13 protein-coding genes and 5 pseudogenes are annotated in these 12370 nt (G+C 59.9%); 3 read left to right on the forward strand and 15 right to left on the reverse strand.

Translation table 11 applies throughout. The features are described 5' to 3' along the window. The first annotated feature begins 75 nt into the window (after positions 1-75). Positions 76-2148, forward strand: a complete 2073-nt coding sequence (xopAA, locus tag QFZ91_RS26660; RefSeq protein ID WP_429568981.1) for a type III secretion system effector XopAA — start codon at positions 76-78, stop codon at positions 2146-2148. On the opposite strand, the pseudogene QFZ91_RS26665 reads toward xopAA, so the two are convergent. From QFZ91_RS26665 to QFZ91_RS26690, 6 genes and pseudogenes are all read right to left on the reverse strand, one after another. Next, positions 2127-2426 (reverse strand): annotated as a pseudogene (locus QFZ91_RS26665) (IS6 family transposase); the annotation flags it as partial. The gene xopAA and the pseudogene QFZ91_RS26665 sit on opposite strands and share 22 nt — an antisense overlap. 337 nt (positions 2427-2763) lie before the next feature. After that, a complete protein-coding gene (locus tag QFZ91_RS26670) occupies positions 2764-3102 on the reverse strand; it encodes a type II toxin-antitoxin system RelE/ParE family toxin (RefSeq protein ID WP_176369975.1) in 339 nt (112 codons plus the stop codon). Further along, positions 3102-3386, reverse strand: coding sequence for a type II toxin-antitoxin system Phd/YefM family antitoxin (locus QFZ91_RS26675; protein ID WP_176126203.1), 285 nt, complete (start codon positions 3384-3386; stop codon positions 3102-3104). Before QFZ91_RS26675 ends, QFZ91_RS26670 begins: the two co-directional genes overlap by 1 nt. Before the next feature lie 361 nt (positions 3387-3747). Beyond that, positions 3748-5218: pseudogene (gene tnpC, locus QFZ91_RS26680) on the reverse strand (IS66 family transposase); the annotation flags it as partial. A 31-nt stretch (positions 5219-5249) separates the two neighbouring features. After that, positions 5250-5537 (reverse strand): IS66 family insertion sequence element accessory protein TnpB, encoded by a 288-nt coding sequence (gene tnpB / locus QFZ91_RS26685; RefSeq protein WP_429523953.1) that lies wholly within the window; start codon positions 5535-5537, stop codon positions 5250-5252. Further along, positions 5449-6093: a transposase gene (locus QFZ91_RS26690; protein WP_429523954.1), complete on the reverse strand. Its 645-nt coding sequence runs from the start codon at positions 6091-6093 to the stop codon at positions 5449-5451. The genes tnpB and QFZ91_RS26690 overlap by 89 nt, the downstream gene beginning before the upstream one ends. Positions 6094-6165: 72 nt before the next feature. Here QFZ91_RS26690 and QFZ91_RS26695 point away from each other — a divergent pair. Beyond that, positions 6166-6620 (forward strand): annotated as a pseudogene (locus QFZ91_RS26695) (DDE-type integrase/transposase/recombinase); the annotation flags it as partial. A gap of 115 nt (positions 6621-6735) precedes the next feature. Here the strand turns inward: QFZ91_RS26695 and QFZ91_RS26700 are convergent. The 6 genes and pseudogenes from QFZ91_RS26700 to QFZ91_RS26725 all read right to left on the reverse strand — a co-directional run. Beyond that, positions 6736-7614 carry an aldehyde dehydrogenase family protein gene (locus QFZ91_RS26700; RefSeq protein WP_429568982.1) on the reverse strand — a complete coding sequence of 293 codons (879 nt, stop codon included), beginning with the start codon at positions 7612-7614 and terminating at the stop codon, positions 6736-6738. Continuing rightward, positions 7608-7853: a hypothetical protein gene (locus tag QFZ91_RS26705; protein WP_429523956.1), complete on the reverse strand. Its 246-nt coding sequence runs from the start codon at positions 7851-7853 to the stop codon at positions 7608-7610. Before QFZ91_RS26705 ends, QFZ91_RS26700 begins: the two co-directional genes overlap by 7 nt. Before the next feature lie 83 nt (positions 7854-7936). Then, a complete protein-coding gene (locus QFZ91_RS26710; RefSeq protein WP_429568983.1) occupies positions 7937-8209 on the reverse strand; it encodes an aldehyde dehydrogenase family protein in 273 nt (90 codons plus the stop codon). 26 nt (positions 8210-8235) lie between these two features. Next, complete coding sequence (locus QFZ91_RS26715) at positions 8236-9477, reverse strand: NAD(P)/FAD-dependent oxidoreductase (protein WP_429568984.1); 1242 nt, start codon at positions 9475-9477, stop codon at positions 8236-8238. Between the two features lie 60 nt (positions 9478-9537). Further along, positions 9538-9696, reverse strand: coding sequence for a hypothetical protein (locus QFZ91_RS26720; protein WP_429523959.1), 159 nt, complete (start codon positions 9694-9696; stop codon positions 9538-9540). Positions 9697-10214: 518 nt separating this feature from the next. Continuing rightward, positions 10215-10738, reverse strand: a pseudogene (locus QFZ91_RS26725) (aldehyde dehydrogenase family protein); the annotation flags it as partial. Here QFZ91_RS26725 and QFZ91_RS26730 point away from each other — a divergent pair. Then, positions 10724-11017, forward strand: coding sequence for an aldehyde dehydrogenase family protein (locus QFZ91_RS26730; RefSeq protein ID WP_429568985.1), 294 nt, complete (start codon positions 10724-10726; stop codon positions 11015-11017). The pseudogene QFZ91_RS26725 and the gene QFZ91_RS26730 sit on opposite strands and share 15 nt — an antisense overlap. A 51-nt stretch (positions 11018-11068) precedes the next feature. Here the strand turns inward: QFZ91_RS26730 and QFZ91_RS26735 are convergent, their stop codons facing one another. The 3 genes and pseudogenes from QFZ91_RS26735 to QFZ91_RS26745 all read right to left on the reverse strand — a co-directional run. Beyond that, positions 11069-11656 (reverse strand): dihydrodipicolinate synthase family protein, encoded by a 588-nt coding sequence (locus QFZ91_RS26735; RefSeq protein WP_429568986.1) that lies wholly within the window; start codon positions 11654-11656, stop codon positions 11069-11071. Between the two features lie 32 nt (positions 11657-11688). Next, positions 11689-12021: an ABC transporter permease subunit gene (locus QFZ91_RS26740; RefSeq protein ID WP_429568987.1), complete on the reverse strand. Its 333-nt coding sequence runs from the start codon at positions 12019-12021 to the stop codon at positions 11689-11691. 23 nt (positions 12022-12044) lie between these two features. Further along, positions 12045-12143: pseudogene (locus tag QFZ91_RS26745) on the reverse strand (amino acid ABC transporter ATP-binding protein); the annotation flags it as partial. Between the last annotated feature and the right edge of the window lie 227 nt (positions 12144-12370).

Below are 12370 nucleotides of genomic sequence, written 5' to 3' on the forward strand. Positions count from 1 at the left end.
CTCGTTGAACGGCGCCGCAAGACGCTCAGCCTCCGCCCGACGCCCTTAACGCGACAGAACCGAAAGGACTAGACCGTGAATATCGAAACCGCAAGCCCTCGCCCTTACGCGCATCCGCACAACCCGCAAGCGGTACCAGGCAGCGGCACCCTGTCGCCCACGGGCGCCACGCGCGCGCGCCCTGGACCGCCTTCGAACGCCGCGGCCGGCGTCGCGGACCTGCTGTCGATCTCCACCCAGCGGCCGTCGCTGCCCGAAGACATGCCGGCCATCGACGAAGGCGTCCGGGACTTGCCCCCGCGACCGGCTCGTTCCGGGGCGCAGCCGCCGCGCCTGCCCCATCCCGGCAATGCGAGGGACGTCGAGAGCGGGTTGCCGCTGCGCGATTGCTCGGCGCGGGTCGCCGCCTTCCTGGGGAACCTGTCGGTCGTTCAGGAACTCCAGCAGTTCGATGACGTCGAGTTCGTGGGCAAGCTGCGCAACGAGCTGGTCACCGAGCCCGGATGCCCCGAGCCGAAGACGCTGCTGGCCGCCATGAGCGAGAAGGTCGATGAATTGCGGTCGCACCTGGACAAGCAAGCGGCGACGCCCGAGGAGGCCGAGTTCCTGGCCGAGGCCCAACGCTACCTTGCACCGGTCATGAGCAACTTCGAGACCGACATCGACACCTTGCAGCACGACGCGAGCGCCGCCAAGCGGATGTTCCAGGGCGCGCTGACGCTGCTGCTCTACCCCTTGCCGCTGGCCACGCTGTTCAAGCAGAAGACGGGCACCTACGCCGCATTCAACATCGCCTCCTACACCTACACGGCGATACAGCTGGTCTCGCTCATGCGACGCCCGACGACGGACGCGAAGCTGTTCAGGAAGCACGCCATCAACCGGCACAGCCTGGTCTTCTTCATCTCGCTCGTCTATGCCGTCCCGACCTTCTACGACAAGGCCAGGCCGCTGCAGCACAACGCCGGCTTCGTCGCCGGCGCCGCGGTGGCGCAAGGGGCGATGATGTTCGGCCTACGGCTGGGGAAGGACCTGATGGATTCGATGCGGCTGCGCTTCAACAGCGCGTTCAACCGCAGGCACGATCTTCCCGGCGGCTTCAAGGATGCCATCGAGGGGATCCTGGGCGACCTGCGCGCGGGTCTGGGCAAGATCGACGGCTTCGTCGGCGAGTTCCAGCAGGACCGGCGGATCACCCCGCACATGGACCGGCAGCTCACCTTCTTCAAACAAGACCTGTCCAGAATCGTGACGGGCCTTGAGCGGCTCGTGGCGACCGGGACGGGGCAGGAGAGCCCGGTCGCCGCCAGCCATAGCCTAGGTCCCCTGGATGCGGTGCGCCGGACGCTGGACGCCTCCTTCGCGAACAATCCCGCCCTGAAGGGAAAGCTGGCACTGGCAACCGTCGCCTTCGCCGTCCTCGGGTCGAACATCGCCCTGATGCGCAAGGACGGGCTGGCCCTGCCCGACTTCATCGCCGATGCGGTCGTCTCGTCGACCTTCCTGCTCTGTGAAGCGCTGAGCCCGCACGTCTCGCTCACGGGGATGAACGACAGCGTGAGCGACACGGTCGGCGGCATGACGATCGGCCTGCCGTTCTCCGTAGCCGCGCTGATGAACGGCTACATGGACGACCCTAGGGGCAACCCCTCGGGCTTCGTCGCCGGGACCGTCGGCTACACGGCGGCCTACATGCTCTTCGGCCGGGTAGCCGGCGACGTCCTGTCCAAGGGCCTCATGGCTACGAGCGGAGCACTCGGCTGGGGCCAACGGCACGCGATCAGCCTCGGCCGGAGCGCGATGGCCCTAGGCTTCGATCTGGTCGCCGGCCGCCGCTCGCCGGCTGCCGAGGGTGTGCACGCCGAAGCCGGGGTCGAGATGGCGGGCGTGGCGCGCGATCCGCTGTTCTTCAGCCCCTCGCAGCGGGCGTCCGCCGAACGTACCCTGGTCGATACGCTCGCGCAGATCGGCACCGAGTGGCACGACGCGCGCGACGAATGGGAAGACGGATCCGAGGGGACGGCGGGTGGGGACGACACCTGGTTCGACGCACCGGCGGAACTGCCCGTGCAGCCGGCGCCCCAGTCGGAACATGCGGCACTGCAGGCGCATGGTGGCGCGCAGGATTCGCCTTTGATCTTGATATAGCTCTCGTCCATTCGCCAGCTTTTCCCAACCGGACGCTTGTGCTTGCGGAAGCGCCTTTCGAAGAGCGGCAGCAGCTTGATGACCCAGCGGTACACCGTCGAATGATCCACCGCGATACCACGCTCGTCCATCATTTCCGCAAGATTGCGCAAACTCAGCGAATAGGCCACGTACCATCGCACGCACAGAAAAATCACTTCAAGCGGGTAGTGAAGGCGCTTCAGGACCTTGGCCAGGCCCGGCGCAAGTGTGGTTCGCGGTGTCTTCGTCTTCTTCATCGCACAGCTCAAAAATTCGCTACCCTTTTAACGTGGGCCTTACTGCAACAGAACCGAAGACGCGCCCGGTGTCGTACCAGATTCGCTATGTGCTTTTCGGTGGACCGCAGACGCTCGTGGTGCAACGCCTTAGTTTCGGGACACACCGCCGTGCCGGCGATCAGGAGCATGCAGTCGGGAAACGAGCGGATAGCATTGAATACCAAGGCATTTTCTTGCGGGAACGCTCTGCCGAGCCGCACAAGCAGATTCACTCAGAGGTCGCAAGTTGTAGCAGTGTGCGCCAGGGTATCAACGCAGCGCTGCCGCATGACCGCGAGACACCGGTCGGCGCCCATTACATCAGGCGAAGCACGATTCTTTGAAGAAGGGAGGGCAGATCGCGTCGCACGTCCACCACGAGATGAATGAAAACGGTATCGTCGCGGACCTGATAAATGATCCGATTCTTGCCAGAAAGGGCCTGCCGGAAACCGTCCTCGAAAAAGCCCTCGAGTTCGGTAGGCGTATGGCCGGTAGCGGGAAACTGCCGAATCTGCGTGATCGTTTCCTGCAGTTGCGCCGATGTCTGACGCCATGTTTCCCACCCGAATGTGCGGACGACATAGCTTCTGAGTTCGTCGATGCCGATCCGCGCGGTCGGGAGAATGCGGTATTTCAGCAGCGGTGCCGCCATCAGCGGAGCTTTTCCTGGCGATCGAGCTCGTTGAGTTCCGCAAAGAACTCATCGCCATCCACGTGATCCCCGCGTTCGATCTGTTTCTGGCCGACAGCCAAGATTTTTAGAAGCGCGAGGGACTGCTGCGTCGATTCATAGGTTCGCACATCCTGAACGACAAGCTTCGCTTCGCCGTTCTGCGTGATGATGAGCGGCTCTCCCGACTCAGTCAGGTCCTTGACAATTTGCGCCGCTTCGCTTTTGAGGTAGCTGATCGGCTTGACATGATCGGCGAGATGCATCCAAGGCTCCGGGAGAGATACAGACAAGACCGAATTTAAACCATTAATGGTCCGACTGCAAGCTTGTCCCTTGCGCACCGTTGAGGAGCTAATTCGACATAGCATAATGAATTATTCAACTACATACTTCATTATTGAAATCACATTATGTCAAATACAAAAAATAGGCGAACGGCAACTTCGCCCTAATTCTCGACGGTCACCCGCATCATCGCTCGGCGCCGATGAGAAAAATTTCGGAAATTTCCGACACGCAGCCAGCTACCTATAAGTAGCTGTTGACAGGCGAAAAGTTTACAAATCGCGCTGTCCATGGACAAGGGACGGCCGCGTGGCTGTGGACAGCACCCTGTCAACTCGGGTATGGATCGATACCATTGGCCTTGCATGTTTCAACGAGACTAAAGAGATTTGCGCTGGCGTGTGCGCCGGCAACCGTATCTGCGAACAGGAAGCCCTTGCGTGCAACGACAAACGGGCGAATGGAATTTTCACAGAAATTGTTCGATGCCGGCCAGTCGCCGTTCTCGAGGTAACGCACAAGCTTCGGCCACTGCTCACGTAGATAGGTCAGTGCCCTGCCCAGCAGGCTCTGGGGCAGCAGGCTCGATCATGACATCCTTGATGACGCGGAGTACGCGGGCGCTATAGCGTTGCCGCAGGCGCTGACGCCGCCCTGCATTCCACGTTTTACTGCGTGCCTCGGCGGCAAACAACTTGCCAAACAGTTTGATGAAGCGTGTTGCGAGCAGATCTGGCGTACGTGCTGCCTTGGGAACATTTTCCTCTGCCTTGACGAAGTAACGTCTCGCGTGAACGAGGCAACCAAGGTGCACGAGCTTGTACCGCTCGGCGATACCGTTATAAGCCTCGTAGCCATCGGTCATCAGCGCAGCGCCTTCTTGCACGCCGGCGAACAGCTTGTCGGCCAGCTTTGCCCCACGACCCGGCGTATAGGCATAGCAACAGATCGGGATTCCCGTGCCGTCATCTGACACCACAGGTAACTCTTCGTCTGTGGCTTGCGCCCTTTCTCCTTGAGCACCTGGAAGGTCGTCTCGTCTGTGAGGATCACTGCTGTCTCAAGAAGCGCGTCGCGCATCAGGTTGATCACGGGCTGCGTTGCGAGGCTGACCTTGACCATGCTGGCAGCGATCGTGTTCGACGAGATATCGCCTCCGAAGCGGCGAAGCAGACCAGCCCGGCGATACAACGGCATGCCAAACTGGAATTTTCCCGCCGCGATCCAGGCAAGCGCTGATTCGGTCAGTAGTCCTCGTGGGATGATGCGCGACGGCGCCGGCGTGACCTTGATGCCCAGATCACAGCATGGGCAGGCATACTTGACGCGCTGATGCTGGATTACGCGCAACTGCTAGGGAATTACGTCGAGTTGCTCGCTGATTTCTACGCCGAACTCGACCAGCGAATGGCCGTCGTTGCTGCAGAAACGCTCGGCTTGCGGAAGTTCGTGCCGCCGGATCTCGCGGGGCAGACCGGGGTCAAGCGGCTTGCGGTGGCCACGTTTTTTACGCGTATGCGGAGCATACCTTCGTCTCCGGGATATCTTCCTGGGCCGGTGCCGCATTCGAGCCAAGCGCTTCAGCTTCGTTGAACAGCCCGAACTGTTCTGAATCCCGCGCCTCGCTCTTTGCGCCAAACAGCTCATGCCGGTAGGCACGCAGCCGTTCCTCGGCCATGTCGCGCTCCGCACTCACCAGACGCAGCATGCTGCGGGTTTCCTCGTGCTCGCGCTCGAGGGTGGCATACGCCTCGCGCATGGCGAGTAACGCATTGAGTTCGTCGGCGGAGATCGAGATCTGGACGGACATGCCAGATTAGACCATGCATGCCCGCCCATGTTCAGCTCACGCGCAAATATTCTTCCCGTGGATGTCGACGGATCGCGGTGATGTCATCGCCATCGAGCAGCGCGTGCAACACGCTGGTCGTCAGCGTCACTACATCGGCCTTGTTGTCGGGCCAGATAAAACGGCTTGCCTCAAGGCGTTTCGTCATCAACCAGAAACCACTTCCATCCCAGCCGATAAGCTTGACCCTGTCACGACGGCGGTTTCCGAAGATATAAAGAGAGGAGACCATCGGGTTCAGATGCATGGCCTGCTCGACGAGAATCGAGAGGCTGTTCATGCCGCAGCGGAAATCGACAGGATCGCGGTGCAGGTACACTTTCAGGTTTTCGTCGAACCGGAACACGGCATCCCCCCAGAATCTGGACCAGCGTGGTCAGTTCGTCGATGGTCGTGATGGCTTTGCCCATCTCGAGCTCGACACCGTTGGCCAGTCGCACATGCAGCGCGAGCGCCATGGACGAATGCAGCGGTGTCGGCACCGGCGCGGTCGGTATCGAAACGACCGGCACGAACGCGGGAAGTGCAGCAGCGGTAGCGACGAGCTCACGCGAATCCGGCTGGTCGATGGTCACGCCATCAACCTCATCCGGCGAGGCGGCGTCATCACTGGCGTGCTGTATTGGCAAGATGCCTTGCTCGCGCTCCATCAAGAACTTCGTGATCCACTTGCGCAACAGGTTGGCATTGACTCCGTGCTCCTGCGCCAACCGGGCCACCGATACGCCCGGCTGCAACGCCGCCTCGATCAGTACCCGCTTGCTCTTCTCGTCGTAGCGCCGACGGCCGTCGGCACTCTTGCGAACTACTTTTAACTCTGAGTCTTTGTCGGCCATAGGTGTCCACCTTCAACAGTAGGTGGACACCTATGCTCCCCGCTCAGAGTACTGTTGGGTAGACGTCGATAGTGGATCGCCTACGATCAACACGGTGCTGAACTCGATATCCTGCTACAGAAGCACCGCGACAAGGCAGCAGCGAAGCGGTTTTTCAAGCGCGTGCTTGCCGCGTGCTCTGAGGCACCGCGCAAGATCGTTACTGACCAGCTGCGCAGCTATCGGGCGGCGAAAGCCGAGATTCCCGCACTGGCTTGCGTCAAGCACGTCTTTGTCAAAGCCAGCGCGCGGGTCAATAACCAGGCCGAAAACACTCATCAGCCGACCCGCGAACGCGAGCGACGCATGCGTGGCTTTCGCGATCAGAGCGCACGCAGGCTTTCCTATCGAGCTTCGGTCCGATCCGGCAGCACTTCGCGCTGAAGCGACACCTGCTACGCGCCTCGCTCTATCGCAAACAGCTTGCCACATGCATCGCCGCCTGGCATCGCTTCACAGAGATCACCCAAGTTCCGCCCGTTTTCTGAGCAAGCGCGTTGCCCCCCACTATTACGTCGCGAGCAATTTAACGTGACAGTGCCGTCGGAACTAGTCAGTTTATGGGGCCCCCTCGATACCGAGGAGCCCTCAACGGTCATTGCTCTAACTCGTCTTGATGTACCAGCCCCAAGGCTCTTCGCTGACAAACCTGGTCACCTGCTTGGTCTCGAGGTAGTTATCGAGGCCCCAGCGACCCAGTTCGCGACCGATACCAGATTGCTTGTAACCGCCCCACGGCGCTTCGGTGAATGTTGGCTGCGAGCAGTTAATCCAGACAATGCCGGCACGAAAAGCGGCGGCAACCCGTTCGGCGCGCGCATCATTCTTCGACATCACGGCCGCCGCAAGACCGAAGCGCAAATCATTGGCGAGCTCGACGGCCTCTTCTTCAGTCTCGAACGGACGCACGCAGACGACCGGACCAAATATCTCCTCGACCCATGCATCGCTGTCGAGCAGCACATCCGTCAGGATGGTTGGATGCCGGTAGTAACCTTTGTCGAAACCTTCAGGGCGAGTCCCACCCGCCGCGACCGTCGCACCCGCTGCCGTCGCGGCTTCGATCGCTGCCACGACCTGCTCGTGTTGGCGCTTCGAAACCCGCGGTCCGAGAAGGACACCGTCGTCGAGACCGTTGCCAACCTTGATGCGGTTCGTTTCTTCAATCAGTCGTGCAAGCAGCTTGTCGTAGATACCCTCTTGCACAAGGACGCGCGACGTGGCCGAGCAGACCTGCCCCTGGTTCCAGAAAATGCCGAACATGATCCATTCGACGGCCAGGTCAATATCGGCATCCTCGAAAACGACGAAAGGCGACTTACCACCGAGTTCGAGGCCCACGCGTTTGATGTCGCGTGCCGCGGCTGCCATGATTTGCGAACCGATCGGTCCGGAGCCTGTGAAGGCCAGCTTGTCCACGCCCTTGTGGTCAATGATCGCCTGACCGGCAACCGAGCCGGAACCGGTGACGATATTCAGCACGCCGGGCGGAAGTTCTGCTTCATGCGCAATGGCTGCCAGCTGTTAGCCAAGTCACTTCCGCAGGCTTCAGGACGACGGCGCAGCCAGCAGCGAGTGCGGGCGCCACTTTCCATGCCGCCATCAACAGCGGGTAGTTCCACGGGATGGTTACGCCCCGCCACACCGATGGGCTCCTTCACCGCCTTCGACGTGAATCGGCCGTCGGGCAACTGAATTTTTTTCTTCGGGGTGGTTGTCAAGCTCTTCTGCGAGACCCGCGTAATACTCGAAGCAGCCGGCCGCATCACCAATGTCCCACATTGCTTCCGGAAACGGCTTGCCGTTATCGATGTTCGAGACGCGATATTTCTTCCTGACGCTTGCGGATGCCCTTCGCAATGGCTCGGAGGTATTTCGCGCGTTGAGCACCGCTCAGCCTGGGCCAGCCGTCGTGGTCGAACGCCCGACGCGCGGTCTTGACGGCAATGTCCACATCCTCAGCCGAGGCAGCGCTGATTGTCTGAATCACTTCTTCCGTTGCCGGATCGATGACATTGCGCGTCTCGCCGTTGAGCGCTTTGACCCACTTGCCGTCGATGTAAAGTTCACTTCGCATAAAGATTGCCTTGTCGATAGTTCAAATCAGTTAAACCGGTCGACGCGAAACGGCCTGATGTCCACGGGCGGCGTAACGCCTGTGATGAGGTCGGCCATCAATCGGCCCGTGGTTGCGCCATACGTAAGTCCGAGGTGTCCGTGCCCCGTGGCGTAGAACACGTTACGACGTTTGGCCGAGCGCCCCATGACAGGGACCGTGTCCGGAAAGGCTGGCCGATGACCCATCCACTCGCTGATCTGCTCGGCCTTGAGCTCAGGAAGGGCCTCGCTGGCTCGCTTCACGAGAACCTTTGCTCGCCGATAGTCGGGAGGCGCGTCGAGGCCTGCCATTTCCACAGTGCCGCCGACGCGAATCCCACCTGCAGTGGGCGTGACCATGAAGGCTTTGATGGGCCAGATGATCGAATGCTTCATGGAGATGCCGGGCGCCATGATCTGCGTGTGATAGCCCCGCTCGGTTTCGAGCGGGATGTGCTCGTTCAATAGCGCAGAGAGGCGACCGGTGAATGCTCCTGCGGCCAGCACGACCTGGCTCGCTTCAAGCAGGCGACCGTCTTTGAGTCTGACGGCCGAGACCCCATCTCCGGAATGTTCGAAGCCGCCGACTTCGCCTTGCTCGATTCGACCGGCGAGGCTCTTGAATTTCTCGGAGAGCGCTACGACCAGCTTGTACGGGTCCGCGATAGACCGGTTGTCCGGAAAGAGAACCGCCTTGCCGATGTTGTGCGTCAGCGCTGGCTCCAGGTCACGGATGGCATTTCTATCGAGGACCTGGTGCCGGAATCCAAATCGCTCAAGGATTTCAATATGCTCGCGGTCGGCCCGGAACTCCGCTTCGTCGGTGTACAAGCCGAGGCAGCCTTCCCTGCTCAGCATATGCTCGAGGCGGGTTTCCTTGAGAAGAGCGCCCAGATCTTCGTAGACACGACCGCAGAGTACGGCTCCCGCGGCTTCCAGCTCACGCAGCTTCGAAGGCCGGCTCGCAGCGAGAAATCGCATGAACCAGGGCATGAGCTTCGGCATATAGCCGGGTCGAATGCGTACGGGGCCTTCCGGGTCCAGCATCCACTTCGGCATTTGCGCCCAAACTCCCGGGCGCGATGCCGGCATGAACTCGGTCACTGCAATACTGGCCATGTTGCCGTACGACGCCCCTTTACCAGGCGTGTCCCGGTCGACGAGTACGACCGATTGGCCACGCCGCTGCAGGTCGTACGCGATGATGGTTCCAATGATTCCAGCGCCGATGACAACGATACGTGCCACAATTGCTCTCCGCGAACGCTTGCAAATGACCGAGGATCTCGCCCCAGCCGCCAATGACCATTACCAGTTCAGGATGGGCTCCATCGCGGCCCGAATTGCCTTCTTCTCTTCGTCCGTCAATTCGCCTAACGGCGCACGGGCTTTACCGACCGGCGCGGCCTGCAATTCGCAGCCGTATTTGATTTTCTGAACGAACTTGCCGCTCTCGAAGATGTTCATCGCACGATAGAGCGCGTTGCCATCATTTCACGCGTCATGATTCGAGTCCTAGCGGTCAATTTTGAATGCACATCTCTTTCAATACACTGCACGGTATGTTTTATTGTGTTCAGGCTTGTATGCAGCGTAAGAAGGTCACCTTGAAGTGTCAACTTAGCGATTGCCCTACTCTGTTTTTGGCACGAATCTGCTGTTCTCCAAGGATCGGCTTCGGCCTCTTAACAAAATCGTGGATCAGTAAAAATCACCCATCCCACATGAGAACTATCACCCAAATAATTGCGATTTGGGCCGCTCCTCCGGGCCAACGCATCCTCGGTGGCGCGTTCGTAAGCAGCCGTCCTGTCGTCGAAGTTCGTACGAGTCGTCGGTGTGTTCCGGACTGGGGATTTGCAATCTGGAGGCAAAAAAAAAGCCGGCGCCTTCGGTACGGAGCCGGCCCAAATCACTCACGCTTCTCGCTTACCCACAGTGAGTTCATCCCTGAAGAATCAAATCGCTCCTAATCTGCACGCGAATTACTTTGCGACCGGCATCGTGAATTCAGCGCCCTTGCTGATGCTGTCGGGCCAGCGCTGCATCACGCTCTTGTACCGGGTATAAAAGCGGATGCCTTCTTCACCGTACGCATGGTGGTCGCCGAAAAGCGACTTCTTCCAGCCGCCGAACGAGTGCCATGCCATCGGCACCGGGATCGGCACGTTGACACCGACCATCCCCACCTGGATCTGACGCGTGAAGGCCCGGGCGACACCGCCATCCGACGTGTACAACGACACGCCGTTGCCGAATTCGTGCGCGTTGATCAGCTATTGACCGCACTGGCGAAATCCGGAACGCGGATGACGGCAAGGACCGGCCCGAAAATTTCTTCCTTGTAGATCTTCATGTCGGTACGCACATCGTCGAACAGGGTGCCACCGATGAAGAACCCGCCTTGCGCTGCGACAGGGTGAGCACGCCCGTCCACGATGAGCTTTGCCCCTTCTGCTTCGCCCGACTCGATGTAACCCGAGACTTTCGCCTTATGCTCAGCCGTCAGCTTCGAGACTATCGACCCGAGCAGCGAACAGTCATTGCGAAAGTCGCGGCCGCGACCGCCGAGGACGTGGACCTTGCGGTGCAGGCCGCGCGGAAGGCTTTCGACGAGGGGCCTTGGCCGCGCATGAGCGGCGCGGAACGTGCCGCGGTCCTTCGTCGCATTGGTAAAGGCATTCGTGACCGGCTGCAGGAACTGGCGGAGATCGAAGTACGAGATAACGGCAAGCCGTTTCCGGAGGCACTCTGGGACGTGGGCGATTCAGCATCCGCTTTTCCCTGAGATCAACGAAGTCGTGTATGTGATGTTCCGTAATCGGGTGAGCGAAGACCTTTACCAGACCTGCACGACGCTGCCGCCCGGTCGTGTGGACCGGTTCCGGTTTTCCGAAGGCCTGAGGCGAGGAGCCCGCGCGATGATACCGCTGCTTTCCTTGATGCCGATAACGCGCGGGTGATCCTTGAACGCGTCCAGCACACCAAAACCAACCTCTACGTTCGTACGGACCGGATAGTTGTACAGGATGATGTCAACGTCCGGCACCGCCTTCAGAATGGCCTCATAGTGACCGATGAGCTCTTCCTGCGACGGCAGCGCGTAGTATGGCGGAGCAATCAGGACGTTCTTGTAGTCCGCATCGCGGACCAGCTTCGTTTGCTCGATGACTTCCCGCGTGCAAGAGCCATTCGCTCCGCCGATGAGCATGCCGCGATCGCCCACGACCTCGAGGACCGTCTTGAGAATTGCACGACGCTCGTCATGCGCGAGAGCGTAGTACTCGCCAGTCGAGCCGAACGGCACGAAACCGGACACTCCCGCCTTGAGCTGGTACTCGAGAATGCTCGCCAGCACGTCATGGTCGACAGCGCCGGAAGCATTGAACGGCGTGACGAGTGCGGGCAGGATGCCTTTCATCTGCATGGGTATCTCCAGTTTATGAAGGACAGGTTGAGTTAATAGGCGAAGCGCCTGAGGAATCGGGACTCGACGACGCCAACGAGGCGAGTAAGCGGAAAAGCCACCAGGAAGTAGATGATCGCGACGGTCGTCAGGAACTCGACCGGCTTTGCTGTGCTATTCGAGATGTTCTGCCCGACGAACATGAGGTCCGCTACGCCAACAGACGAAATCAGCGCGCTTTCCTTGAACAGACTCACGACGTTCGACAGGAGCGGCGGAATCGCGCGCAGCAGTGCTTGAGGGAAAATCACATAAAGGATTTTTGCCTGGGGCGTCAGGCTCAAAGCGGTACAGGCGTCGTGCTGTTCAGCAGAAATGGACTTCAATGCGCCCCGGAACGTCTCGCTGGTGATAGCTGAAGCATCACGTTCTGCACTTCGATGACCATCTCCGGGTCGAGGGCTGACGTAACTTCATCGAACAGCATCAGCTTGGGCTCGAACCATAGTTACCTCCCGAGATCATCGGTGAATCGTTGAAGCGAGCCCGACTACCACACATTTCTGCGCACTTCTATGTGTGCATAGTTGTACGCAGATTAGGATGTGCGATTTAGACTGTCAACTAGGCGTTTGTCCCTAGGGGCGAACGAAGCGATGGCTTCAGACGTCGCTAAGCCAGAGAGGGCAACCCTTGCGGACGGAAGGAGCAACGACCCCTCACATTGAGTAGTGG

This window comes from Paraburkholderia sp. JPY419 (genome assembly GCF_050435705.1).
In the GTDB taxonomy this organism is placed as follows: Bacteria; Pseudomonadota; Gammaproteobacteria; order Burkholderiales; family Burkholderiaceae; genus Paraburkholderia; species Paraburkholderia youngii.